23 protein-coding genes and 1 pseudogene are annotated in these 22,654 nt (G+C 70.0%); 12 read left to right on the top strand and 12 right to left on the bottom strand.

Features of this window, described 5'->3' with window-relative positions; translation table 11 throughout:
• Positions 1-3: 3 nt before the first annotated feature.
• Positions 4-552 carry a SixA phosphatase family protein gene (locus ACQEXA_RS44670; protein WP_432925317.1) on the bottom strand — a complete coding sequence of 183 codons (549 nt, stop codon included), beginning with the start codon at positions 550-552 and terminating at the stop codon, positions 4-6.
• Positions 549-1,229 (bottom strand): hypothetical protein, encoded by a 681-nt coding sequence (locus ACQEXA_RS44665; protein ID WP_432925319.1) that lies wholly within the window; start codon positions 1,227-1,229, stop codon positions 549-551. The genes ACQEXA_RS44670 and ACQEXA_RS44665 overlap by 4 nt, the downstream gene beginning before the upstream one ends.
• A gap of 699 nt (positions 1,230-1,928) precedes the next feature.
• On the opposite strand from ACQEXA_RS44665, the gene ACQEXA_RS44660 reads away from it, so the two are divergent.
• Positions 1,929-3,344 (top strand): cytochrome ubiquinol oxidase subunit I, encoded by a 1,416-nt coding sequence (locus tag ACQEXA_RS44660; RefSeq protein WP_433132802.1) that lies wholly within the window; start codon positions 1,929-1,931, stop codon positions 3,342-3,344.
• A 17-nt stretch (positions 3,345-3,361) separates the two neighbouring features.
• On the opposite strand, the gene ACQEXA_RS44655 is transcribed toward ACQEXA_RS44660, so the two are convergent.
• On the bottom strand, positions 3,362-4,582 hold the full coding sequence (locus tag ACQEXA_RS44655; protein WP_433132800.1) for an IS110 family transposase: 1,221 nt from the start codon (positions 4,580-4,582) through the stop codon (positions 3,362-3,364).
• Positions 4,583-4,900: 318 nt separating this feature from the next.
• Complete coding sequence (locus ACQEXA_RS44650; RefSeq protein ID WP_432921322.1) at positions 4,901-6,244, bottom strand: IS110 family transposase; 1,344 nt, start codon at positions 6,242-6,244, stop codon at positions 4,901-4,903.
• Positions 6,245-6,474: 230 nt separating this feature from the next.
• Between ACQEXA_RS44650 and ACQEXA_RS44645 the strand changes: the two genes are divergently transcribed.
• From ACQEXA_RS44645 to ACQEXA_RS44625, 5 genes and pseudogenes are all read left to right on the top strand, one after another.
• Positions 6,475-7,464, top strand: coding sequence for a cytochrome d ubiquinol oxidase subunit II (locus ACQEXA_RS44645; RefSeq protein ID WP_432925325.1), 990 nt, complete (start codon positions 6,475-6,477; stop codon positions 7,462-7,464).
• Between the two features lie 222 nt (positions 7,465-7,686).
• Positions 7,687-8,574, top strand: a complete 888-nt coding sequence (locus ACQEXA_RS44640) for an alpha/beta hydrolase (RefSeq protein WP_432925327.1) — start codon at positions 7,687-7,689, stop codon at positions 8,572-8,574.
• 86 nt (positions 8,575-8,660) lie between these two features.
• Positions 8,661-9,008 carry a hypothetical protein gene (locus ACQEXA_RS44635; RefSeq protein ID WP_432925329.1) on the top strand — a complete coding sequence of 116 codons (348 nt, stop codon included), beginning with the start codon at positions 8,661-8,663 and terminating at the stop codon, positions 9,006-9,008.
• Between the two features lie 362 nt (positions 9,009-9,370).
• Positions 9,371-9,613, top strand: a pseudogene (locus ACQEXA_RS44630) (TetR family transcriptional regulator); the annotation flags it as partial.
• Between the two features lie 255 nt (positions 9,614-9,868).
• Entirely contained in the window at positions 9,869-10,276 is a 408-nt protein-coding gene (locus ACQEXA_RS44625) for a CoA-binding protein (RefSeq protein ID WP_432925333.1), read from the top strand.
• 172 nt (positions 10,277-10,448) lie between these two features.
• On the opposite strand, the gene ACQEXA_RS44620 is transcribed toward ACQEXA_RS44625, so the two are convergent.
• On the bottom strand, positions 10,449-11,675 hold the full coding sequence (locus ACQEXA_RS44620; protein ID WP_432925335.1) for an IS110 family transposase: 1,227 nt from the start codon (positions 11,673-11,675) through the stop codon (positions 10,449-10,451).
• A gap of 579 nt (positions 11,676-12,254) precedes the next feature.
• Here ACQEXA_RS44620 and ACQEXA_RS44615 point away from each other — a divergent pair.
• A complete protein-coding gene (locus ACQEXA_RS44615; protein WP_359398397.1) occupies positions 12,255-12,437 on the top strand; it encodes a hypothetical protein in 183 nt (60 codons plus the stop codon).
• Positions 12,438-12,445: 8 nt separating this feature from the next.
• On the opposite strand, the gene ACQEXA_RS44610 is transcribed toward ACQEXA_RS44615, so the two are convergent.
• The 6 genes from ACQEXA_RS44610 to ACQEXA_RS44585 all read right to left on the bottom strand — a co-directional run bounded on the left by ACQEXA_RS44610 (position 12,446) and on the right by ACQEXA_RS44585 (position 17,085).
• Complete coding sequence (locus tag ACQEXA_RS44610; protein ID WP_432925337.1) at positions 12,446-13,306, bottom strand: ABC transporter permease; 861 nt, start codon at positions 13,304-13,306, stop codon at positions 12,446-12,448.
• Positions 13,266-14,120: an ABC transporter ATP-binding protein gene (locus tag ACQEXA_RS44605; protein WP_432925339.1), complete on the bottom strand. Its 855-nt coding sequence runs from the start codon at positions 14,118-14,120 to the stop codon at positions 13,266-13,268. Before ACQEXA_RS44605 ends, ACQEXA_RS44610 begins: the two co-directional genes overlap by 41 nt.
• Positions 14,117-14,572: a MarR family winged helix-turn-helix transcriptional regulator gene (locus tag ACQEXA_RS44600; protein ID WP_432925341.1), complete on the bottom strand. Its 456-nt coding sequence runs from the start codon at positions 14,570-14,572 to the stop codon at positions 14,117-14,119. Before ACQEXA_RS44600 ends, ACQEXA_RS44605 begins: the two co-directional genes overlap by 4 nt.
• A 76-nt stretch (positions 14,573-14,648) precedes the next feature.
• Positions 14,649-15,662, bottom strand: coding sequence for a cation diffusion facilitator family transporter (locus ACQEXA_RS44595; protein WP_433132798.1), 1,014 nt, complete (start codon positions 15,660-15,662; stop codon positions 14,649-14,651).
• A gap of 184 nt (positions 15,663-15,846) precedes the next feature.
• A complete protein-coding gene (locus ACQEXA_RS44590; protein WP_432925345.1) occupies positions 15,847-16,398 on the bottom strand; it encodes a DinB family protein in 552 nt (183 codons plus the stop codon).
• A 30-nt stretch (positions 16,399-16,428) separates the two neighbouring features.
• Positions 16,429-17,085, bottom strand: coding sequence for a TetR/AcrR family transcriptional regulator (locus tag ACQEXA_RS44585; RefSeq protein ID WP_432925347.1), 657 nt, complete (start codon positions 17,083-17,085; stop codon positions 16,429-16,431).
• Positions 17,086-17,233: 148 nt separating this feature from the next.
• Between ACQEXA_RS44585 and ACQEXA_RS44580 the strand changes: the two genes are divergently transcribed.
• The 4 genes from ACQEXA_RS44580 (at position 17,234) to ppk2 (ending at position 20,365) form a co-directional block, all read left to right on the top strand.
• Positions 17,234-17,791, top strand: coding sequence for an NAD(P)H-dependent oxidoreductase (locus tag ACQEXA_RS44580; RefSeq protein WP_432925349.1), 558 nt, complete (start codon positions 17,234-17,236; stop codon positions 17,789-17,791).
• Between the two features lie 256 nt (positions 17,792-18,047).
• Positions 18,048-19,202, top strand: a complete 1,155-nt coding sequence (locus tag ACQEXA_RS44575) for an anion permease (protein ID WP_432925351.1) — start codon at positions 18,048-18,050, stop codon at positions 19,200-19,202.
• Positions 19,203-19,221: 19 nt separating this feature from the next.
• Positions 19,222-19,455 (top strand): hypothetical protein, encoded by a 234-nt coding sequence (locus ACQEXA_RS44570; RefSeq protein WP_432925353.1) that lies wholly within the window; start codon positions 19,222-19,224, stop codon positions 19,453-19,455.
• A gap of 22 nt (positions 19,456-19,477) precedes the next feature.
• Positions 19,478-20,365, top strand: coding sequence for a polyphosphate kinase 2 (gene ppk2 / locus ACQEXA_RS44565; RefSeq protein ID WP_432925355.1), 888 nt, complete (start codon positions 19,478-19,480; stop codon positions 20,363-20,365).
• 271 nt (positions 20,366-20,636) lie between these two features.
• Here the strand turns inward: ppk2 and ACQEXA_RS44560 are convergent, their stop codons facing one another.
• Positions 20,637-21,026, bottom strand: coding sequence for an ArsR/SmtB family transcription factor (locus ACQEXA_RS44560; protein WP_432925357.1), 390 nt, complete (start codon positions 21,024-21,026; stop codon positions 20,637-20,639).
• A gap of 63 nt (positions 21,027-21,089) precedes the next feature.
• On the opposite strand from ACQEXA_RS44560, the gene ACQEXA_RS44555 reads away from it, so the two are divergent.
• Positions 21,090-22,223, top strand: coding sequence for a cation diffusion facilitator family transporter (locus tag ACQEXA_RS44555; protein ID WP_432925359.1), 1,134 nt, complete (start codon positions 21,090-21,092; stop codon positions 22,221-22,223).
• Positions 22,224-22,654: the final 431 nt, after the last annotated feature.

Raw genomic sequence — 22,654 nt, 5'->3', positions numbered from 1 at the left:
CTGCTACCGGCCCTGCTTCCCGCCCCTCGGCACGGTCACGTCCGTCAGGAGTGCCGCGCCCGGGGCGAGGGCGTCCCAGCTGACGCCGTGCCAGGCGAGTACAGCGATGGCGGAGGTGGGGAACTTGGTGCGGACCCGGTCCAGGGTGTCGTCGAGGCCGTCCCCGGCGAGTGCCAGAACCAGCTCCGCCAGTCCCGGATTGTGACCGATCACCAGCAGAGTCTCTACGGATGCGGGTACGTCGCGTACGGCCTGAAGCAGGTCGGGCACATCGGCGGCGTACAGCCGCGGGTCCAGTCGCACCGGTGGTGGAGTGCCCCACTGGGCCGAGGCGAACTCCCAGGTCTGCCGGGCCCGGACGGCGGTCGAGCACAGCGCGAGGTCGGGCAGCCAGTCCCCTTCGGCGAGCGCCCGTCCGGCGGCCGGGGCGTCCCGGCGGCCGCGCGGCGCGAGTGGCCGCTCGTGGTCGTCGACCCCGGCGGGCCAATCGGACTTGGCGTGCCGCAGCACGACGAGTCTGCGCAGCGGGCGGTCATCGGAGTGGCCGTTCACGCCTGGCCCCCGATCTCACGGGCGAGGCCCAGACCCAGCAACCGGTCGGCGTAGGCGTACGTCTCGAAGCGCGCACCGTCCGGCACGTCGTCGGCGCTCTCCACCCGGCGCAGCACATCGAGGACGGCCGGCATGTCGAGATCGTCCTCCCAGGCTGCGCGCAACGCGTCCCGCACCTGCGGGGGGATGGGTTTCGAGGGGCGGGTCGACCAGCCCGCGACGGCCTTCCGCCAGTGCGCGAGCGTGTCGCGCGCCTCGCCGAGGACGGCCGCATCGAGCTGCACGGGCTCCCGGCGCGCACGGGCAAGCAGGGCGAGGCGAACCGCCGACGGCTCGCCGGCGTCGTAGGACCCGGTCGCCGGAGCCACCTCGACGTGTACTCCGTCGGGAGCCGTGCCCCGCGCGCCGAGGACGTGCAGGACCCGTCCGACGCTGGGCGCGTCGGGCTCCGCGGGCCGGATGGCGAAGTCCTCGACGCGTGCCCGGAGTCCGGCGGGCAGCGCGGCGACCGTGACCACGGGTGTTCCGCTCAGTTCCAGGGCCCGGGCCAGCGTGTCGGCCACCAGCAGCACCCGCAGGGCGGAGGTGTCGGCGCCGGCCGTGTGCGCCTGGACGCGGACCAGGCCCGGACGGATCTCGGTGGGCTCGCCGCTGCGGGCGTCGATGATTCGGAGCACGGAGCGAGCGTAGGCGGCCGACGGCCCCGGCGCAGCGAAGCGGGGGCCGTTCCGGACACACGTGCCCCGTCGGGGCACCGCATCGGTGCGCTGTCCTGCTCGGCGTTTCCGCCGACTGGCGCCGACGGCATGGCCCTGCAGGAGGAACCGGCGAAACCGCCGCCCGGCGGAGCGGGTGTGCCGCCGAGTGGCTGTTTACCATCGGCCTCGGAAGGCAAGACATGCTCGGAATCACCCCGGCAATCACTCGGCCCGGCCACTCGGGAGGATGACTCTTCAGGCTGGCACAAGGTGCCGAAAGGTAAAGGCCATGAACGGTGCGCAGGAGACGGGAGCGGCCGTCGAAAAGACGACGGCAAAAGTGGAGTTTCGCGGCCCGCGGCCGACTCCCCACTCCCGCCGTTGTCCTGCGTCCGGGTGGGGCGAGCCCAGGAATGTCAGCCGGTACATGGTCCGCTGGAATCCCCCGGTGAACGGGCCTCGCGCCATCCCGCGGATGAATGAGGCGAACGGGGATTCGACTGTCCGGCCGACGCCTGGCCGGGCCATATAGAAGGCCTGCGCCTGGACGGCACGTCAGCATCCGGATGTGTTCGCCGCCTGGCGGGAGCGCCCCGGCCGCTGGGTGCCGGCGCCGGCAGCCCGTTTTCGCCACGCCAAACGAATCGTCCGCCACCGTCCGAGCCGAAAAGAGGAATTATGGTGTTGTCTGCCCTCCTGGGAGCCGCCGACCCGCCACAACTCCTCCCCGCGCGCGAGCAGATGGCGTTCACCCTGGGCTTCCACATCATTCTGGTGCCCTTCGGCGTCGCCTTCACTTTCATGATGCTGTTCTGTCAGTACTGGGCGCTCCGCCGCGACGATCAGCAGGCGCTGCTCCTGGCGCAGCGGTGGTCCAAAGTGGCCGCCGTACTGTTCGCCGTGGGGGCCGTGACCGGCACGGTGCTGACTTTCGAGATGGGGCTGCTCTGGCCCGGACTCATGAACAGATACGGGTCGGCGTTCGGGTTTCCCTTTGCCATCGAAGGGCTCTTTTTCTTCCTCGAAGCCATCTTCATGGCCATCTACATCTACGGCTGGAAAAGGCTTCCACCGTGGCCGCACTTCTTCACCGGTGTGGTGGTCACCCTGGCGGGCATCGGCGGAACGGCCTCCGTCATCGCGGCCAACAGCTGGATGAACCAGCCTGCGGGGGTCGTGGTGAAGAACGGGCGTGTGGTGGACGTGATCCCGTCCAGGGTCTTCTTCAACGGCGCGTTCTGGTGGGAAATGGTGCACATGCTCCTCGCGGCGTACATCGTCGCGGGGTTCATGGTGGCGGGGGTGTACGCCTGGGGCCTGCTCAAGGGACGCCGGGACCGCTACCACCGGCTCGGGTTCCTCGTCCCCTTCACGGTCGCCGCGATCGCCATGCCGCTGCAGTTCATCGTCGGGGACACCATCGCCCGCCAGGTGTTCGACAGGGAACCGGCGAAGTTCGCCGCCATCGAGATGGTGCCGACCACCGGCGATCACGTTGCGGAGACCGTCGGCGGCGTCTACATCGACGGCAAGGTGCGCTACGGCATCCCGCTGCCCGACGTGGCCTCGATCCTCGCCGGTTTCCGCCCCTCCACCACGATCAAGGGGTTCGACGCGATCCCGGCCGCCGTACGCCCCACGGACGCCGTGGTCAGCGTCGTGCATATCGCCTTCGACGTCATGGTCGGCACCGCCTCACTCCTGCTCCTGCTGTCCCTTTGGTTCGGCTGGCTGTGGTGGCGGCGGCGCGAGGTGCCGATGAACCGCTGGTTCCTGCGCAGTTCGGCCATCGCCGGTCTGGTCGCGCTGGTGTCCCTGGAGAGCGGCTGGGTGGTGACCGAGGTCGGGCGCCAGCCCTGGACCGTCGTGGGGCTCTTGCTGACGAGGGACGCGGTCGCCACGCAAGGCAATCTGTGGCCGCTCTTCGCGACGGTCCTCGCGATCTATGCCTGCGTCGGCGCGGGCGCCTTGTACGTCCTGCGCACCATGGGCCGCCGGTGGTCCCGGGAAGGTACCGACGCCGTCGCGGTCCCGTACGGCCCCGAGCCGACGCCGGCGATGAACGGGCGCACCACCGGAGCTGATGACGCATGAGTTCCCTGAGTCAACCTCTATGCCGCGAGAGGCTCGCCGGTGGGCGTGTTGATCTTGTTGTTGGCCTGGTGAATCACGGGGTCGTAGCAGACGCCGTCGCGCCAGCAGGCCCACATCACGCGGAGCCATGCTCGGGCCAGGATGCGGATGGCGTGGGGGTGTCGCTTCTTGCGCGCTCGGGCATCGTTGTAGATCTTGGCGGCCCAGTCGCCGCCGTGTCGGCTGTTGTCGGCGAAGGTGGTCAGCGCGACGCGGGCTCTGCGGTTGGTCGCGAAGCGGAAGGAGACCGTGCGGGCCTTGCCCGAGGCGCGGGTGACGGGGACGACACCGGCTTCGGCGATGAGCTGTTCGCAGGTCTGGGCGCGTTCCAGGATGGGGCCGATCTCGCCGATGACCTGACCGAGGCTGACTTTCCCGATGCGCGGCATGGTGGCGAACAGCGGCGCGTAGGGGTGGGTTTCGGCGGCTTCGGCGATGGCCTTGTCCAGGGTGTGGATGGTCGTGCGGATGGACTGCACCAGCCGGACCTGGACACGAACGAGCTGTTCGACGACGGCTTCGCTGAGGCGGGAGACCGCCTCGGGGGCGGCGCGCAGGCGCTCGATCAGGACGCTGCCGGGCTTCTTGCCGGAGTAGCCGCGGCGCTTGCACCAGGCCTCGAGGCGTCCGGCGGTGAGCTTGGCGGCGGAGGCCGGGGTGGGGTACCGCTCCAGGAACGCGGTGGCGATATCGCTGTCGAGGTCGGCGAAGACCGCCTTGCCGCCGGGCCAGTGCTCGTCCAGCCGCGCGGCGAGCTGGTTGACAGCGGCGATGCGGGCCTCGATGTGATCGGCGCGCGTGCGGGTGAGGGCCTGCAGATCGAGGGTGGCCTGCTCGGTGGGCTCCAGCCTCGGCAGCAGGTGCCCGTCAGTGCGCAGGTAGTCGGCGAGTTTCATGCTGTCGCCGGCGTCGGTCTTGGCCTTGGAAGCGCCCCAACGTGCCCGCATGGCGTGGAAGGCGTTCGGATGCACCGGCACGATGGGGTGGCCGGCGGCGAGCAGCCGGTCGACGGCCAGGCCGCGGGTGGTCTCGATGGCCACGGGCAGATCGGCGGGGTCACCGTGCTTGCGCAGCCTCGCCAGGGTCTTGGCGAAACCTTCTTCGGTGTGGGCCAGTTCCCACCGGTCGATGCGCTTGCCGGAGGCGTCCATGACCGTCACGTCATGTGTCTCGGTCGCCCAGTCCCATCCGATGAACACGTGCGTTGTACTCCAAGGCCGATCCGGGAGCACCTGCCCGGTAGTGAGGTCGTCTGCCGGGAGCTCATTAATCGGCCCTCCGCGGGGCGTGTCCCTGAAGCCGATCAGACGGCCTCGGCCCGGCAGGGCTGGCGGAACTCATGCAGGCCGTCGAACGGCGCGCACCTATGGCCATGCACTCACCGGGACCGAGAGGTCACAACCCTACCCATGAGGGCTGCAGAAGGGATGGTCCTGAACGGAAAATCGATCCCCAGCTGGGCAGGCGGCAGCATCCGTTCCGCGGAGCGGAACGGATGTCCTGGACGAGTGGGAAGTTCAGCTTGCGGGGGCGAGGCTGACGGTGTGGCCGAGGGCCTGGAGCTGGCGGACGAGTTCGCGTGTCTTGCGGGCCGGATTGAGGTGACGCTGGTGCCAGTCGGCGCCGAGGTCCTGGTAGCGGGCGTCAGGGTCGTTGATCAGGTGCCAGGCGATGACCAGGATGGACCGGGCGACGGCGACGAGGGCCTTGGAGTGGCCGCGGCGTTTGACGATGCGCCGGTAGCGTGCGCCGAGGAAGGTGTCGGTGCGGGCGGCCGCGCTGGCGGCCTCGCCCAGCGCCCCTTTGAGCCAGGGGTTGCCCTTTCCGGTCGGGCCCGCGGTGTTCTTCGTCCCGGACTGGGTGGTGCGGGGGCACAGTTTCGCCCACGAGACCAGGTGTTCGGGGGTGGGGAAGCGGCTCATGTCCGCGCCGATCTCCGCGAGGATGATCTGTGCGGCGGTGGGACCGACCCCCGGGATCGCGTCCAGCCGCTCGACGAGGTCTTGTGCAGTCCTGCTGGCGGCCGGCGCGGTGTCCTCGGCGTCAGGCGGGCTGGTTCCCGTGTCGTCGGACGGGGCGGTGATCTCTTCCAGGGCCAGGGCAATCAGCCGGTCGAGCTCACGGATCTGCGCGGTGAGGTGGTCGATGCTGTCCAGCAGGACGTGCAGCAGGCGGCCGTGGTGCTCGTCGAACTGCCCGGTCAGGGCCTCGATCAGCGCCGGCTTCTTCGCGGCCAGGCTGGCCCGGGCGAGGTCCGCCAGCGTCCGGGGGCTGCGTTCACCGGCGACGAGTGCGTCGAGCATGGCCCGACTCGATACGCCGAAGAGATCCGAGACCACACTGGACAGTTTGATCTGCGCATCCTGAAGAATCTTGTCCACCCGGTGCTTGTGCCGGGTGCGTTCCTGGACGAACACGGTCCGGGTGCGGGTGAGATCCCGCAGCTGCCGGACGGACTTCGGAGGGACGAACGAGGCCCGGACCATGCCCCGTTCGGCGAGCTTGGCCAGCCAGACCGCGTCCAGCTTGTCAGTCTTGGGCCGACCGGGGACGTTCTTCACATCCCGCGCGTTGACCAGCCAGCACTCCAGCCCCCGCGCCTCCAAGAGGTAGAAGAAGGGCCGCCAGTAAGGGCCCGTCGACTCCATGACCACGCGTTGGATGCCCTGGCAGATCAGCTTGTCGCCGAGTTCCAGGATCACGTTGGTGGTCGCGGCAACGTTCCAGACCTCCTGGACCCGCCGACCCTCGATGGTGTCGTGCGGCACCCGCAGGCACACCATCCCCGACGCCTTGGCGATATCGATCGCCGCGACCCGGGCCACCGTTCCGTCGTCTTGCTCCTCCGCCAGTTCCCCCATCGTGTGCCTCCCCTTGTGCCTGGTGCGGACGGGGCTGCCCGGGGTGTCTCAAGGGGAAACGGAGAACCTGAACGGCGTGCTCGAGACGACAATGCGCGGCCCCTCGGACGGCTCCCTCACCAGACTCTAATGCGGGCTCAACAGCTCATGGACCTGCGGCGTCGGCGGACAGCCCCAGTACCGATTTTCACGCCGGCGAGGCGTCATCGACAGATGAACGGACAACTCTAATGAGCACCTTGATCGCCGCGATCCTGTTCGTCGGGGTCATCGCCTATGCCCTCTTCGGTGGGGCGGACTACGGGGCCGGCTTCTGGGACCTGACGGCCGGGGGGCCTGCCCGGGGACGGCACGCTCGCGAGCTGATCAACCTCTCCCTCAGCCCGGTGTGGGAGGCCAACCACACGTGGCTGATCTTCTGCCTCGTCACGATCTGGACGGGCTTTCCCCAGGCCTTCACCGCCATCACCACGACCCTGTACATCCCCCTCGGGCTGGCGGCACTGGGCATCGTCGCGAGAGGAGCGGGCTTCGCCTTCCGTCATGCGCTGACCCGGAGCCGGGGCGAGCGGATCAGCGGTGCCGTCTTCGCCTGTTCGTCGGTACTGACCCCGTACTTCTTCGGCACCATCGCGGGCGGGATCGCCTCCGGACGCGTCCCCTCGGCGGGGCACGGTGACGCGCTGACCAGCTGGGTCAACCCGACGTCCATTCTCGGCGGAGTACTCGCGGTCACGGTCTGCGCCTATCTCGCCGCCGTGTTCCTCACCGGGCAGGCCCAGCGCCGTGGAGACACCTCGTTGGAAAAGGCGTTCCGCTACCGGTCCTTCGGCGCGGGCATCGCCGCGGGTCTGGTGGCACTGGCAGGTGTGTTCCTCCTGCACACGGACTCCCCGCGCCTGTTCCACCAGCTGCGCACGGTGGGCGCTCCCCTCCTAGCCGTCTCCGGCGTGTGCGGCCTCGCCGCGCTGCTCCTGCTGCGCAGGGGCCGCCCTTCCGTCGTACGGACCCTGGCGGCCATCGCGATCGCCACCGTCGTCGCGGGCTGGGGCGTCGCCCAGTACCCCTACCTGCTGGGCACGCATCTGACCATCCAGCACGCAGCGGCTCCGGCGGCCAGCCTGTGGGTGCTGTTCGTGGTGACCTGCGTCGCCGCAGGGCTGATCGCGCCCTCGCTCCTGGTGCTGTACAGCCTGCAACTACGACGCAAACTCGGCTGACCCCGCACCACGACCTCCACGGCCGTTTCCGCCGGTGGGGGCCGGAACATCACCCATTGGACCCCTCGTAACGAGCACTGCGCACTAGCGGGCACTTAGTGTCGCAGAAGAGGCCGATCTCATGTCCGGCCACGGATTGCTCGGCGACGCCTTCCGATGCAAGCGCATCCTCGCAGTCGCACGCTCGGGTGGAGCAGAAGAGCAAAGGAGGACTGCCCGTTCATGCATGTCTTCGGATCACGAAGAAGCCTCATACGGATCGCACTGTGCGCATCGGCAGCCACTGTCGCAGGGACCGCCCTGACCATCAATTGCAGCACCGAGGCCAGGAACGGACAGGCAATCGCCCGGACGGCCACCGTCCAGCTCGCCGGAAGCCCGGCGTCGAAGAGCAGCAAGCCCACCGTGGTGCTGGTGCACGGCGCCTGGGCCGGAACATCGAGCTGGAACGGTGAGATCGACATTCTCCGGCGCAAGGGCTACACCGTCCGCGCCATCGCCAACCCGCTGCAGAACCTGACCACCGACTCACGCACGGTCGCCGACTTCGTGGAGAGCATCCCCGGACCCGTCGTCCTGGTCGGGCATTCGTACGGCGGCGCTGTGATCACCAATGCGGCTGCCCGGACCGGGAACGTCAAGGCACTCGTCTTCGTCGACGCAGCCGCCCCGGCTGTCGGGGAGACCACGGCGTCCCTGAGCGGTTCCACTTCCGCCCTCAACGCACCGGCCAGCACACTGTTCGACTCGGTGCCCTACGCCAACGCCCCGGCCGGAGCCGGCAATCTCTATCTCAAGAAGGGCGTCTTCCTGAAGTACTTCGCCAACAACCTGCCGGTGCAACAGGCCACCGATCTCTGGGCCTCGCAACGCGCCGCCTCGACCGCCGCCCTCAACACCCCTTCCAAGTACGCGGCGTGGAAGACCATTCCCTCCTGGTTCTTCATCAGCACCGGAGACCGGATCATCACTCCCGCGTCCGAGATGAAGATGGCGCGGCGGGCAGGCTCGAAGGTCACTACCTTCGAGGGCGGTTCGCACCTCACGCTCATCTCCAACCCGGAGCCGGTCGCCAAGGTCATCGAATCGGCCATCGATGCCGTGAGGTGAGAGCCTCACGAGCTGATAGAGCGGAACCAACGGATTTTCCGGCCCAGTTCGCCGAGCGTCCCGGGCAGAGATCCGTCCGGCCTCCGGTGCGGTGCCGCAGCGACTTCTCGTCGAAGCGCTGCGGACCGCACCGGTCAACGGCGACGGCCATCACCTCCGCGTCTCCGCCTCCCGTACCGCTGACCGAGAAGTACGTCACGGCCGCCGAGTGGAAGCAGTTGGGCGAGCACGGCCTGGCCAACAGCCCGAAGAAGACGCTGCCCCTGGCTCTGGGCATGGCGATGGACGAGGGCGACCCGGAGGTGGTCAAGGCGGTGCTCGCCGATGCCCCGCTGGCCGCCCGTCTGATCATGCCCGTCCTCGGCCCCCGCCGGTACGCCGCCCACGCCAAGCGCGTCCACGGGACCTCCACCCCGCCCCGTATCGGCGACTGACCTTCGCAAGACCCGGCTCCGGCGCAGGCCGTACGGAGTTCCCGGTGGGGCGGGATGCGTACCGGGCCTCGTGCCGACGCGCATCCCGCCGGCCCCTCCTCGGCCCCGCGACGAACCGGAGCACCTGGGCCGGGCCTGCACTACCCCAGCGTCCTCCCGCGGCGCCCCGTCCTTCCGCCGGGCGCCAGGGCCGCTACGCGCACGGCGAGCAGCTCGCGAACGTCTCGCCGCTCGTGGCGGCCGCCTCGCCGGCAGGCGGGGCGGGGACGCGGCGCGAGCTGCTCCGCTCGCCGTGAGCCGCCACTCCGCAGCGCCCTTGAACCCGCCGTGCCCGGACAACAGCTTTGGTCAGGAAACCGCACATGAGACATGAACAGGACCCGCCCGGCCTCGCCGCCTCCGCGCCACTGCAGGCGCCGCCGCCCAAAGAGCGCACGGATGCGACGCGCAACCGTGCGGCGATACTCGCGGCCGCCGCCCGGCTGTTCGCCGAGCGCGGTGCGGACGACGTCTCCCTGGACGAGGTGGCGGCCGCCGCAGGTGTCGGCAAGGCCACCTTGTTCCGTCGCTTCGGCGACAGGGCGGGACTGGCCGCCGCGCTGCTGACCGGTGACTGCCCTGCCGCACTCTGATCAGGGTCGCTGCCATCTCCCGCAGTGCGCATGCTGCCTGAACCCAGACCTCGCAGGGTCCGTCGACACGTCTGGAGGGATCGGACCTCGGTGAGAAGAGGAGTGGATCCCCTCCCCCTCTTGCTCACCTTCCTCCCGCTCTCCTCACTCTCCGGGAGCCGCCGGGAATGGCACACAGTCGAAGGTCGTTTCCGTCTGCGGCGAACATCAACCCAGCGGAGGCAGAGCATGCACAGTGAGACGGAGACAGTCCGCAAGATCCTGACCGAACTCGGTGACACCTGGGCGATCGTCGGTCTCTCCTCGAACGAGCAGCGCGCCGCCTACCGAGTCGCCCAGGTCCTTCAGCGCTTCGGCAAGCGGATCGTCCCGGTTCACCCGAAGGCCGAGACGGTGCACGGGGAACAGGGTTACCCGTCTCTGGACGCCATTCCGTTCGACGTCGATGTCGTCGATGTCTTCGTGAACAGCGATCTCGCCGGCGCGGTCGCCGATGAAGCCGTGACGAAGGGCGCCAAGGCCGTCTGGTTCCAGCTCGGCGTGCTCGACGAGGCAGCGTACGAGCGGACGCGCGACGCGGGTCTCGAGATGGTCATGGACCGCTGCCCGGCGATCGAGATTCCGTCCCTGCGCTAGTCCGTGTCCCGGCCGCCGCGCTGGCCCGCGGACCGGCGCCGGGCCACCCGTATGGCGGGGCTCTGAGGACCCAACGAGTGAACGGATGTGCGGATCAGGCGGGTCCAGGTTGTCCTCGCGACTATGGTCGATCTTGCGAAGCTACTGGTCAGACACCCCATGTCGTTTGGTGTCAAGCGGCATGGGGGTGGGCGTGGTGCGACCAGGCGGTCGCTTCGTCGTAGAGGGTTCGGGTCTTGAGGCATCCGTGGAGGATGCCGACGAGGCGGTTGCCGACCTGCCGCAGAGCCGGGTTGTAACCGGCCTCGCGGGCACGTTGCTTGTCGTAGTAGTGGCGGGCTCCGGGCGAGGCGCGCAGGGCGGAGAATGCCTGGGTCTGCAGCGCGTCGGCGAGCCGGTTGTTGCGGACGTAGCGGGCCTGGACGGTGTGACTCTTGCCAGAGGCCCGGGTGATCGGGCTGGTGCCGGCGTAGTTCTTGCGGGCCTTTGCGCTGGTGTAGCGGGTGGGATCGTCTCCGAACTCGGCGAGCACCCGGGCGCCGGTGATCTCTGCGATGCCGGGCATCGAGAGGTAGATCTCAGCGTCCGGGTGCGCGAGAAAATAGGCCTTCACCCGTCCCTCCAGCTCGACTATCTGCTCGTTCAGCGCGATGATCAGCCGGGCGTGGGCAGTGGCGGTCGCCGCGTAGGCGGCCGTGACCGGCTCGGGCAGGCCGAGCTGCCGCTCGCGCAGCGCGGTCTGGATCGTGGCTGCTTTCGCGTCCCGGTGATGGCGCCGGGCGCGCGCCAGCACGGCGGTGATCTGAGTGCGGGTCAGCTTCGCCCCGGCTGCCGGGGTAGGGGCCTTGATCAGCAGTTCCAGCGCGTCCGTGCTGGTCAGTGTGAGGTCTGCGTAGGCGTTCAAGGCGGCGGGGAAGTACTCGCGCAGCGTGCTGCGCAGCCGCTGGAAGGTGCGGGTGCGTTCCCAGATCAGGGTCTGGTGGGCACGGGCGACGACCTTGACGGCCTGCGCCTGCTCGCTGTCCCCGGCCACCGGCCGTAGCTGGTCCCGGTCGATACGGACCATGTCCGCGAGCGCGTGCGCGTCGCCCTTGTCGCTCTTGGCTCCGGAGGAGGCGTACCGCTCCTTGAACCGGGCGACCTGCCTGGGGTTGATCGCATAGACCTGGTAGCCAGAGGCGATCAGGGCCTGCACCCACGAACCGCGGTCGGTCTCGATCCCGACCACGACCTCGACGGCCTCCAGGTCCTTACCGCCGTGCTTCGCGACGAGCTCGTGCAGCTTCGCGATCCCCTCCACGCCCTCGGGCAGCTTCGCGGCGGCCAGTTTCCGGCCGGCCTCGTCCTGGACCTCGACGTCGTGGTGGTCTTCGGCCCAGTCATCGCCGATCAGCAGCAACTCATCCTCCTGGTCAGGAACTTCGCTTCCTCTGCAGCCTGCGGAAGGCGCGGCACGCGGCCTAATGGATCCAGTGCTCACGCCCTGTGGGGCGGGCACGCCACCCCATCAACGGTCTGGCCTCCCGGCCGACCAGCAGGGGCACGGTCTGACCACAGAAGTCGGATGCTTCCGGCGGTTGAAGTGCTCACCTGCTGGCGGCTACGGCACCGAGTCTCACCGACCCGGCACGTCCCATTAGGCGGTGTCGAGGGGTCTGCCCCGCACCGCCAGCGTCGACGAGACGGGGCCGCGCAGGGCGCCGACTCGCCGGACTCGATGACGCCGTCCCCGCCGAACTCACGGAGCAGGACGACGCGGTCGTGGCGCCGAGCCGCTCGAGGTACGAGCGCCACACCATGCCGACCGGGTACAGGAAGGCTTCCTCGGTGAGGACGTGCCTTCCCTCCCGCACCACGCCACCGGGGTTCGCAGTCGGCGGGTGCTGGGTGATGACAGGCGTCCGCCTGCCTCCGCTGAGGTCTTCGCGTCAGGGCGAACCCTCTCGGAGGCGGCGGACGGGACCGTCCGGGAGGCACCATGTGGACCGTGCTGGAGCAAGTGGCCGTCGCCGCTCCGCAGCTCTTCCTCTATGCGGTCGGCCTCTTCGTCGTCATGATCCTGCTGTCACTCCTCATCAGCCTGCGCCAGGCGGAGGCGGCGGAGCGTCCCGAGATCATCAGGGCCCTGGCCGATCTGATGGCGTTCTGGAAGAAGCGGTGACCGCGGGCTCAGCGGGCCAGCCGCCCCAGCAGCGACGAGGCCGAGGTGATGCCAAGGGCCGCGGCCAGCGCCAGGACGCCGAAGTCGGCCAGCAGGTGGGAGGGTGTGCCGAGGAGGAGTCCGCGCAGCGCGTCGACCTGGTAGCTGAGGGGGTTGACCTTGCTGATGGCCTGCAGCCAGCCGGGCATGACGGACACCGGGTAGAGGGCGTTGGAGCCGAAGAACAGCGGCATGGTGATCGCCTGGCCGATGCCCATCAGACGGTCGCGGGTGAGCACGATGCCCGCGATCGTCATGGACAGGCAGGAGAAGAAGGCCGAGCCCAGGACGACGGCCACCGCGACGCCCAGCAGTCGCAGCGGGTTCCAGGTCATCGCCACGCCGAGGACCGCCGCGATCAGGACGACCACGACCGCCTGGATCAGCGCCTTGACCCCGGCGGCGAACGCCTTGCCGGTGATGAGCGCCGCCCGCGGGGTCGGTGTGACCAGGAGCTTGGTGAGGATCCCGGCGTCCCGCTCCCAGATGATCATGATGCCGTAGAAGATGGCGATGAACATCGCGGACTGGGCGATGATGCCGGGGGCCAGGTAGTCCAGGTACGGGATGCCGCCGGTGGGGATCGCCCTGATCCGGGTGAAGGTCTCGCCGAAGATCAGCAGCCACAGCGCCGGCTGGATGGCGCGCGTGTACAGCTCGGTGCGGTCGTGGCGCAGTTTCTGCAGCTCGACCGCGCACATCGCGCCGACCCGGGCCGGCAGCACCTTCCAGCCGGTCCGGGCCCGCGGCGGGGCCAGCAGCAGGTCGAGCTCCACCTCGCGGGCGGGATCAGCCGACACGGGACGCGGTGCGGCGGGTGCTTCGGACATCGCGGAAGTCTCCTGACTGGTCGTCGAGTCCACTGCCGGCGACGTCCCGGAAGACATCCTCCAGCGTCGGCAGCGGGCCATCGGTGCCGAGCCGCTCCCGAAGGCCGCTCCTCAGCTCGTCGGGCGTGCCGAGGGCACGGACGCGACCGCGGTGCATGAGAGCGACCCGGTCGCAGTACTGGTCGGCCTCGTCCATGTAGTGGGTGGTGACGAGGACGGTCATGCCGGTGGCGGCCCGCACGGCGTTGATGTGGTCCCACACATTGGTCCGGGCGATCGGGTCCAGGCCGATCGTCGGCTCGTCGAGGATCAGCAGCCGGGGCGCGCTCACCAGAGCCTGGGCGAGTTCGAGCCGGCGGACCATGCCGCCGGAGTACGTCTTCGCCAGCCGGTCGGCGGCGGCGGTCAGGTCGACGGCCGCGAGCGCCTGCTCCACGCGCCGGGCCCGCTCACGCCGGGACACGTCAAACACGCGGGCGAACAGGGCGACGTTCTCCCGGCCGGTGAGCCCGGAGTCGGCGGAGAGCTGCTGCGGTACGTAGCCCAGCAGGCGCCTTACGTCCATGCGCTCACGCGTCGCGTCGTGACCGAAGACGCGGACCATGCCCGCCGGGACCGGGAGCAGGGTGGTGAGACAGCGGATCGCCGTGGTCTTGCCGGCTCCGTTCGGGCCGAGCAGTCCGAACACCTCGCCGTCGCCGACGGAGAGGTCGAGCCCGTCGACCGCGGTGGTCTCCCCGAAGGAGTAGCGGAGTCCGGCACAGGTGACCGCGTCGACCTTCGGGGTCTCGCCGTCCGTTGCGCTGCGCGTCATATCTCCTCGGCCTCCTCGTGCAGGTTCTCCGCCAGCTTGCGCAGGGCCGGAAGGGCCGCTTCCAGCGCCTTGCGATCCACCTCGTCGAGGCGGGCCACCTGGCGGCGCACGAGTGCCGTGCGCCGCTCCCGCCAATCCCTCAGCCGCGCCTCCGCGGCCTCCGTGGGCAGCAGTCTCGCAGCCCGCCGGTCGGCCGGGTCCGTCTCGCGGACCAGATAGCCGTCCCGCGCCAACTGGTTGACGAGCGTCGAGACAGAGTTTCCCGCCAGATACAGCTCCCTCGCGGCGTCCGACACCCCGATACCCGGCCGCGTCGCGACGAGGCGCAACAGCTCCACCTCGGCACCGCGCAGCCGCGGCGCACTGATCCCGCGGCGCAGCCGCCGCCGGATCAGCCGCTGCACGCCGACGAGCGCGTCCGACAAATCGTCGGTGAAGTCTTCCGATCCCACACCCGCAAGATTACCTCTGCATCAGAGGTAATCGGGAAAAGAGACAGTCAAAACGGGACGGGCACGGCAGTGCCCGTCAGTGGTGGTGCGGCTCCTCTCGGTGCACCGGGCCGTGCGGGGCCTCGCAGTGGGCATCCGCGTCGTCCGCCTTCTTCCGGTCGCCCGGCAGCGCCAGCTGGAGGACCTGCTCGGGGGCATGGTCGACCTGGAGGGTGGTGTGGGTGATGCCGTAGTCGTGCCGCAGGACGTCCTCGAGATCGCGGCGGACGGCGTGGCAGTCGCGGCCGGGCTCGACCAGGACATGTGCGGACAGCGCGGCCTGGCCGGAGGTGATCTCCCAGACGTGCAGGTCGTGCACCTCGACGACGTCGGCCCGGGCGACGAGCCGGTCGCCGAGCGCGTCCGGGTCCACGTCGGCGGGCGCCGCCTCCAGGAAGATGCGACCGGAGTCGCGCAGCAGCCCGTACGCGGCCTTCACCATCAGCACCACGACCACGAGCGTGGCGACCGCGTCGGCGCGCTGGAAGCCCGTCAGGACGACGACCAGACCGGCGACCGCGGTGCCGATGAAGGCGAACAGGTCGTTCAGGATGTGCTGGTACGCACCCTCGACGTTCAGTGAGGTGCGGTTGGCCTTCGAGATGCACCAGGCCGCGGCCACGTTCACGACGATGCCGACGAGGGCGGTGACCAGCATCGCTCCTCCGGCGACCGCCGGTGGGGCGATGAGGCGCCGTATGGCCTCGTACGCCAGCCAGACGCTCAGCAGGAGCAGCGTGAGGCCGTTCGCCTGGGCGGAGAGGATCTCCGCGCGCTTGAGCCCATAGGTGAAACCGCCGCGGGCAGGACGAGCGGCGAGCCGCATCGCGACGAGGGCGAGCACGATGGACGCGGCGTCGGTGAGCATATGGGCCGCGTCGGAGATCAGGGCCAGGGAGCCGGCGAGGACACCGACGACGACCTCGGCCGCCATGAACACGGTGATCAGGGCCAGCGCGAGGGCCAGCCAGCGGCGGTCGGCGTCCGCGGACACACCGTGGGAGTGCCCGGCGTGGCCTCCGGCGCCGTGCCCATGGCCGTGGTCGCTCATCTGGTCCGCCTTCTCCCTTGCTTCGGATGCCCCGATCGCAGTGAAACGCATCGCGGGGCCCTTCGGCAAAGGCTGCATCGGTGACCATTGTCATGTCCGATAATAAGCCGCTGACCTGCACAAACGTCCTAGCCCCGAGACACACCCCGGATAGGCGATCCGCACACGCCCGCATGGGCGCTCCTCACACGCCGACCGCCCCGTCGATGCACTCCCGCAGCAGATCCGCGTGCCCGTTGTGACGGGCGTACTCCTCGATCATGTGGATGAGTACCCAGCGGAGCGAGACCGTGCCACGCCAGGAGTCATGGCCCTCGACGTCGAGGTGCGGCGCGTCGGCGGCGAAGGCTTCAGCGAAGGCGACCTCGGCACGCCAGGCCTCCCAGGCGTGGAGGACCACCTCCGGGTCGGGGATCGCCCCGGTGAAGTCCCCGTCGGGATCGGCGGGCGAGGAGAACCGGGGCGGTGCGTCCTGACCGGCCAAGGCGCACCGGAACCACCGGCGTTCGACGTCGGCGAGGTGCCGGACCAGGCCGAGCAGCGAGAGGGTGGACGGCGCCACGGAGCGCTGCGACAACTGCGTTTGCAGACCCTGGCACTTGAGTTCCAACGTGGCGCGCTGGGCGGCGAGGAAATCACGCAGGAGGGTCCGTTCGCCGCCCGTGGCGGGGCCGAGGGGACGGGGATCCGGCCCGGCGGCGACGAACATCTCGGCTCTTCTGCTGGGAGGGGTCATGGCCACCATCTTCGGGCGCCCGAAGGGACGTCAGCCGCTACATCGGCCGGTGAACCGGTCGACCAGGTCGTACCAGCCGACCTCGAGGCGCTCCATGGACATCCCGCGGCCGGTGACCAGGTGGTCGACGAACACCGTCTCCAGGTAGGCGAGCAGGGTGTGCGCGACGAGGTCTATGTCGCCGTCGGCGCGGGCCTCGCGCAGCAGCATGCAGACGTGGGCCAGCCGGAACTGGTACGGCGGACTCGTACGAATGCGGCCCGGCTCCGCGTGGGCGGCCAGATACAGATCCCGGTGTGCCTGCTCGTGGCGCATGAGGGCCGAGCCGAAGGCGTGCAGCCGCTCCACCGCGGGCGCCCCCGGGCCGACCGGCGACGGTCCTGAGATCAGGGCCGCCTGGAACTGCTCCTCCTGATGGCTGAGCAACGCCACCAGCAGGCCGGTGCGGTCGCCGAACCGACGGAAGACCGTGCCCTTTCCGACCCCCGCGCCACAGGCGATGGCCTCCATGGTCACGTTCGCGATGCCGCGCTCGGCGGCCAGGCGGGCGGCCACTTCCAGCAGGCGGGTGCGGTTGCGCGCGGCGTCGGCGCGCAGTTGGGCGCGCTCACCGCTCGGCATGAGGCTGAGGTCCGCGGGGCCCCGGTCGTCCGGCGGCGCGGGGAAGTGCGGAAGCGGCTCGGTCATGAGATCAGCCTAGCACCCCGGGAAGACAATCGGACCGTGGTCCGTTTGACGTGATAGAAAGTGGACCGGGGTCCGGTTAAAGTGGTACAACATTCAACGGACTCAGCCGTTCCGCTCGTGCTGATCGTAGATTCTGGGAGTTAACGCCATGTCCGTACGCATCCTCGCCCTCGTCGGCAGCCTTCGCGCCGGTTCCCACAACCGCCAGCTCGCCGAGGCTGCCGTCAAGCACGCCCCCGAGGGCGTGGAGGTGGTGCTCCAGGAGGGTCTGGCCGAGGTGCCCTTCTACAACGAGGACATCGACGTCGAGGGCAACGTGCCCGCCGCCGCGGCCACGCTGCGTGCCGCCGCCAACCAGGCCGACGCCCTGCTGCTGTTCTCGCCCGAGTACAACGGCACCATCCCGGCCGTTCTGAAGAACGCGATCGACTGGCTGTCCCGCCCGTACGGCGCCGGCGCCATGGTCGGCAAGCCGGTCGCGGTGGTCGGCACGGCCTTCGGCCAGTACGGCGGTGTGTGGGCGCAGGACGAGGCCCGCAAGGCCGTGGGCATCGCCGGCGGCACCGTCGTCGAGGAGGCCAAGCTGTCCATCCCCGGCTCCGTGACCCGCTTCGCCGAGACCCACCCGGCCGACGACGCCGAGGTCGTCGAGGGCCTGACCAAGGTCATCGACCAGCTCTCGCAGGCCGCCCCCGCCGCCGCCTGACCTCTAGGGGATCCGGCTCGTCGGCGCCCCGTGTGTGACCGGCCGTGGGCCAGAACCCTAGGGGGTTCTGGCCCACGGCCGTCTCCGCACCCCACCGGGACCGCACCGTGCCACCGTGAGTCGGCCGCGTACCCCGCAGGGGCTTCCCTACACCCTTGACCGGCTGTGCATCCGGTGCTTGTTCGCCCATCAGACACACGGTTCCGCTTCGCTTGTGATTCTCCGTCAGTACGTCTCGGGTTGCTTAGATCGGGGAATGGACCACATCACGTTCCTCGTGGCCGCCGTCATCGTCACGGCACTGGCCTTCGACTTCACGAACGGATTCCATGACACCGCCAACGCGATGGCCACCTCCATCGCCACCGGCGCCCTCAAGCCGAGAACCGCGGTCCTGATCAGCGGCGTGCTGAACATCTTCGGCGCCTTTCTGTCCACCGAGGTGGCGAAGACCATCTCGGGCGGCATCGTGGACGACACCCTGGTGACACCCGGGATGATCTTCGCCGGGCTGGTGGGCGCGATCCTGTGGAATCTGCTCACCTGGCTCGTCGGACTGCCGTCGAGTTCCTCGCACGCGCTGTTCGGTGGTCTGATCGGCGCCGTATGGGTGGGCGCCGGCAGCAACGGCGTGCACTTTGACAAGGTTGTCGAGAAGGTGCTGGTCCCGGCGTTCGCCTCGCCCGTCGTCGCCGGTCTCGCGGCGCTGCTGGCCACCTACCTCGCCTACAAGATCACGGCCCGGGGCCGCAAGGAGTCGGTGACCAAGGGCTTCCGCCTCGGGCAGATCGCCTCCGCCTCACTCGTCTCCCTCGCGCACGGCACCAACGACGCGCAGAAGACGATGGGTGTGATCACGCTCACGCTGATCTCCGCGGGAGCACTGGGACATGACGCCGGTCCTCCCGTGTGGGTGATCGCGACGGCCGGCCTGGCCATCGGGCTCGGCACCTATCTGGGTGGCTGGCGGATCATCCGCACGATGGGCAAGGGGCTCACGGACATCCAGTCGCCGCAGGGCTTCGCCGCCGAGGCAGCGTCCACCACCGTCATCCTCACCTCGGCCCACCTCGGTTTCGCCCTGTCCACCACACAGGTCTGCTCCGGCGGCATCCTCGGCGCGGGACTCGGGCGACGGCTCGCCGAAGTGCGCTGGGGCACCGCGGGCCGCATGGTGATCGCATGGTTGATCACCCTCCCGTCGGCGGCGCTGGTCGGAGGAGTGTCCGCCGCCGTGGTGAAACACGGCGGGAACGCCGGAACCGTGGTGATCGCCCTCGTCGCCGCCGCCGTCGCCGCGTTCATCGTCGTCGCCTCGCGCCGCAACCCGGTACACGCCCACAACGTGAACGACAGCCACGGGGTCACCGTCCGCGCCACCGCCCCCACGAGCGTCGGCACCGCCGCCTGAGCCAGGAAGAATACGAGACATGCACCTTGACTGGACCGCCCTCGGCGAGGTCACCACGGTCAGCATCGGAGTTACCGTCGGTGTGGTCGTCGTCTTCGCGCTCGGCGTGCTCGGCCTCGCACAGGTCGAGACCGCCCGCGAGCGGGACGGCGGCACTCATGCCCTCGGCATCGCCCAGGCCGGGCTCTGCTTTCTGGCCTGCGCCGCCGCGGTCGCATACGGAATCTATCTGATCGTGCCGCAGTTCCACTGAGAGAGCAGGCAGGGAGGACGTGATGACACCTTTGGTGACGGAAGGCCTGCGGGTCGACTACACCGACCACGACGATCCGGTGTTGCTTCGCCCCGACGGCAGCCCGGTGGACACGTGGCGGGAGAACTACCCGTACGACCAGCGGATGGAGCGCAAGGAGTACGAGTGGCACAAGCGGCTCCAGCAGATCGAACTGCTGAAGCTGCAGAGCTGGATCAAGGAGTCCGGCCGCCGTCTCGTGATCGTCTTCGAGGGCCGCGACGCGGCCGGCAAGGGCGGGACGATCAAACGTTTCACCGAGCACCTCAACCCGCGCGGCGCCCGGGTGGTGGCTCTGGAGAAGCCGACCGAGCGCGAGCGCGGGCAGTGGTACTTCCAGCGTTACGTCGAACACCTGCCGACCGAGGGCGAGATAGTGATGTTCGACCGGTCCTGGTACAACCGGGCCGGAGTCGAACGCGTGATGGGCTTCTGCACGGACGACGAGTACCACCGCTTCATGCGTCAGGCGCCGCTGTTCGAGCGGATGCTGGTGGACGACGGCGTCGACCTCGTGAAGTTCTGGTTCTCCGTCTCGCAGAGCGAGCAGCGCACCCGTTTCACGATCCGTCAGGTCGACCCTGTACGGCAGTGGAAACTCAGCCCGATGGACCTTGCCTCCCTGGACCGCTGGGACGACTACACCGCCGCCAAGGTCACCATGTTCCGCGAGACGGACACCGGTTACGCGCCGTGGACCGTGGTGAAGAGCAACGACAAGAAGCGGGCGCGGGTTGAGGCGATGCGCAGCGTCCTGGCCCGCTTCGACTACAGCGACAAGGACAAGGAGGTCGTCGGCAGCCCCGATCCCAGCATCGTGGGTGCGGCGGTCAACCTGCTGGAGGCGGGCGAGGACGACAACACCCACTGAACGGGCTCCGGGCCGGGGGCACCTGCCCGAACGGGAGGCTGTGCGGGCGCGCCCGGCCTCGGCGCGACTTCGCGTCTGGGCCTCACTCGGCAGGAGCACGCACTGCCGGCCGCCAACGGCCGGTGTCGCGTAAGGGCGCCCGACGCGGGCGCCCTTACGTCACTCACCCGGCTCGTACCCAGCCCGGGTGACGCGTCCTTCGGCATTCGGCAGCCGGGGGTTCGGGTACGGCGTCACGCGCGTCCTGCGGCCACGGCGCCGTGCGCACCCGTCAGTCGTGCGCCGGACGGTCGGTGAGCCGGTGGTCGGCGAGGCTGAGAGCCTCGTCCACGACCCTGCGCAGATGGCCGTCGCGCAGCCAGTAGATCACCCTGCGGCCCTCCTTGCGCGTCTGGACCAGTCCTGCGAGCCGCAGCCGCGCCAGATGCTGACTGACCGCCGGCCGGGCCGCGCCGCACGCTTCCGTGAGCGTGGAGACATCCGCCTCCCCACCGGTCAGGGCGTGCAGGAGGGCGAGACGGGTGCGGTCGCCGAGCAGGGCGAGCAACTCGGCGGCGAGCGCGAACTGCTCCTCGCCAGGGGTGCGGGGATGATCGCCGGCCGCGCCATCCGTGCGCGGCTGCGCATCGTCCGCAGGTGATAGGTGCATGCGTGCGCTCATACGCACATAATGGCCCTGTGGGGGCGGACGCGTCCACTGCCGCGCGGCGGAAGGGGCCTTCGGATGGGACACGAACACGCGGGGCACGAGCATGCGGGACACGAGCCTGCGGGGCACGAGCACGACATAGCGGCCGGTCACGATCACGATCACGCCCGTCCGCATCACCACCCGCACGACCACGGCCACGACCACCCGCACCGTCACGGGCCCTTGCCCCGCCTCCGGCACCTCTTTGTCCCCCACTCCCACGAGACCGCCGACAAGCTCGACTCCGCGCTGGAGTCCTCCGCCCGGGGCATGCGGGCGCTGTGGGTCTCGCTGGCCGTACTCGGGGGGACGGCACTGGCCCAGGCGGCCGTCGTCGTGTTGTCCGGATCGGTCGCGCTGCTCGGCGACACGGTGCACAACGCCGCCGATGCCCTGACCGCCGTACCGCTCGGCGTCGCCTTCGTCCTGGGCCGGCGTGCGGCCACGCGCCGTTTCACCTACGGGTACGGCCGTGCCGAGGACCTCGCCGGAATCGTGATCGTGCTGACCATCGCCGCCTCCGCCGCGTTCGCCGCCTGGGCCGCGGTCGACCGGCTGCTGGACCCACGCCCGGTACAGCACATCCCGGCCGTGGCCGCGGCGGCGGTCATCGGATTCGTGGGCAACGAGTGGGTCGCCCGGCACCGGATCCGGGTGGGCCGTGAGATCGGCTCGGCCGCTCTCGTGGCCGACGGGCTGCATGCGCGCACGGACGGGTTCACCTCGCTCGCGGTGCTCCTCGGCGCGGGCGGGGCGGCGCTCGGGTGGCAGCTCGCCGACCCGGTCGTGGGCCTGGCGATCACCGCGGCGAGCGCGGTGGTGCTGCGGGACGCGGCCCGCGAGGTGTTCCGGCGGGTGCTGGACGCCGTCGACCCGGCGCTGGTGGACCGGGCCGAGCTGGCGCTGCGGGCGGTGCCGGGCGTACGTGAGGTGGGCGAGTTGCGGCTGCGCTGGATCGGGCACCGTCTGCGCGCCGAGGTGGCGGTCGTGGTCGACGGCGAGGTCAGCGTGCGCCGCGCGCACGCCATCGCGGTCGAGGCCGAACACGCCCTGCTGCACGCGGTCCCGAAGCTCACCGCGGCCCTGGTCCACGCCGACCCGGCCCCGGCACCGGGCGAAACGGATCCGCATCTGGCTCTGGCGCATCACGACCGCGCTGTGGGCTGATGCGCGGGGGCCCTGCCTCGGGCGGGGTGGGGCTTGTCCCGGAGTTGCGTGGGCTGCCCTGCCCAATCATCGGGGCGGGCCCAGTCCCCGGGCTGCGCGGGCCCCGTCACGGGCCGGCGCTCACATCGGGGGTACTGGCTTCGGACGGAGCGCTCACGCCAGGGGCGCCAGCCAGGCCAGGCACTCACACCATGGGCCCCTTCCCGGGGCGGGCGGGCCTGTCCGGGCTACGTTGACTGCCCTGCCCCGAACGGGGCGGGCCTGTCCCGGGGCCGCGCGGGCCCACTCCCGGGCCGGGCGCTCACACCAGGGGCCCTTCCCGGGCTGCCCTGCCCCAAGGGGGCGGCCCCGTCCCGGGATTGCACGGGCCGGGCGCTCACACCAGGGGCCCTTCCCGGGCTGCCCTGCCCCAAGGGGGCGGCCCCGTCCCG

The sequence above is a fragment of the Streptomyces sp. CA-106110 genome (assembly GCF_050936285.1).
GTDB lineage: Bacteria > Actinomycetota > Actinomycetes > Streptomycetales > Streptomycetaceae > Streptomyces.
This window is presented reverse-complemented; position numbering and strand designations above follow the sequence as displayed.

Coding starts and splice junctions, on each gene's coding strand:
- ACQEXA_RS44660 (WP_433132802.1), top strand. CDS start 1,929: ATGGTGTTGTCTGCCCTCCTGGGAGCCGCCGACCCGCCACAACTCCTC.
- ACQEXA_RS44650 (WP_432921322.1), bottom strand. CDS start 6,244: ATGGGGGAACTGGCGGAGGAGCAAGACGACGGAACGGTGGCCCGGGTC.
- ACQEXA_RS44645 (WP_432925325.1), top strand. CDS start 6,475: ATGAGCACCTTGATCGCCGCGATCCTGTTCGTCGGGGTCATCGCCTAT.
- ACQEXA_RS44640 (WP_432925327.1), top strand. CDS start 7,687: ATGCATGTCTTCGGATCACGAAGAAGCCTCATACGGATCGCACTGTGC.
- ACQEXA_RS44625 (WP_432925333.1), top strand. CDS start 9,869: ATGCACAGTGAGACGGAGACAGTCCGCAAGATCCTGACCGAACTCGGT.
- ACQEXA_RS44615 (WP_359398397.1), top strand. CDS start 12,255: ATGTGGACCGTGCTGGAGCAAGTGGCCGTCGCCGCTCCGCAGCTCTTC.
- ACQEXA_RS44610 (WP_432925337.1), bottom strand. CDS start 13,306: ATGTCCGAAGCACCCGCCGCACCGCGTCCCGTGTCGGCTGATCCCGCC.
- ACQEXA_RS44605 (WP_432925339.1), bottom strand. CDS start 14,120: ATGACGCGCAGCGCAACGGACGGCGAGACCCCGAAGGTCGACGCGGTC.
- ACQEXA_RS44595 (WP_433132798.1), bottom strand. CDS start 15,662: ATGAGCGACCACGGCCATGGGCACGGCGCCGGAGGCCACGCCGGGCAC.
- ACQEXA_RS44590 (WP_432925345.1), bottom strand. CDS start 16,398: ATGACCCCTCCCAGCAGAAGAGCCGAGATGTTCGTCGCCGCCGGGCCG.
- ACQEXA_RS44585 (WP_432925347.1), bottom strand. CDS start 17,085: ATGACCGAGCCGCTTCCGCACTTCCCCGCGCCGCCGGACGACCGGGGC.
- ACQEXA_RS44580 (WP_432925349.1), top strand. CDS start 17,234: ATGTCCGTACGCATCCTCGCCCTCGTCGGCAGCCTTCGCGCCGGTTCC.
- ACQEXA_RS44575 (WP_432925351.1), top strand. CDS start 18,048: ATGGACCACATCACGTTCCTCGTGGCCGCCGTCATCGTCACGGCACTG.
- ACQEXA_RS44570 (WP_432925353.1), top strand. CDS start 19,222: ATGCACCTTGACTGGACCGCCCTCGGCGAGGTCACCACGGTCAGCATC.
- ppk2 (WP_432925355.1), top strand. CDS start 19,478: ATGACACCTTTGGTGACGGAAGGCCTGCGGGTCGACTACACCGACCAC.
- ACQEXA_RS44560 (WP_432925357.1), bottom strand. CDS start 21,026: ATGAGCGCACGCATGCACCTATCACCTGCGGACGATGCGCAGCCGCGC.
- ACQEXA_RS44555 (WP_432925359.1), top strand. CDS start 21,090: ATGGGACACGAACACGCGGGGCACGAGCATGCGGGACACGAGCCTGCG.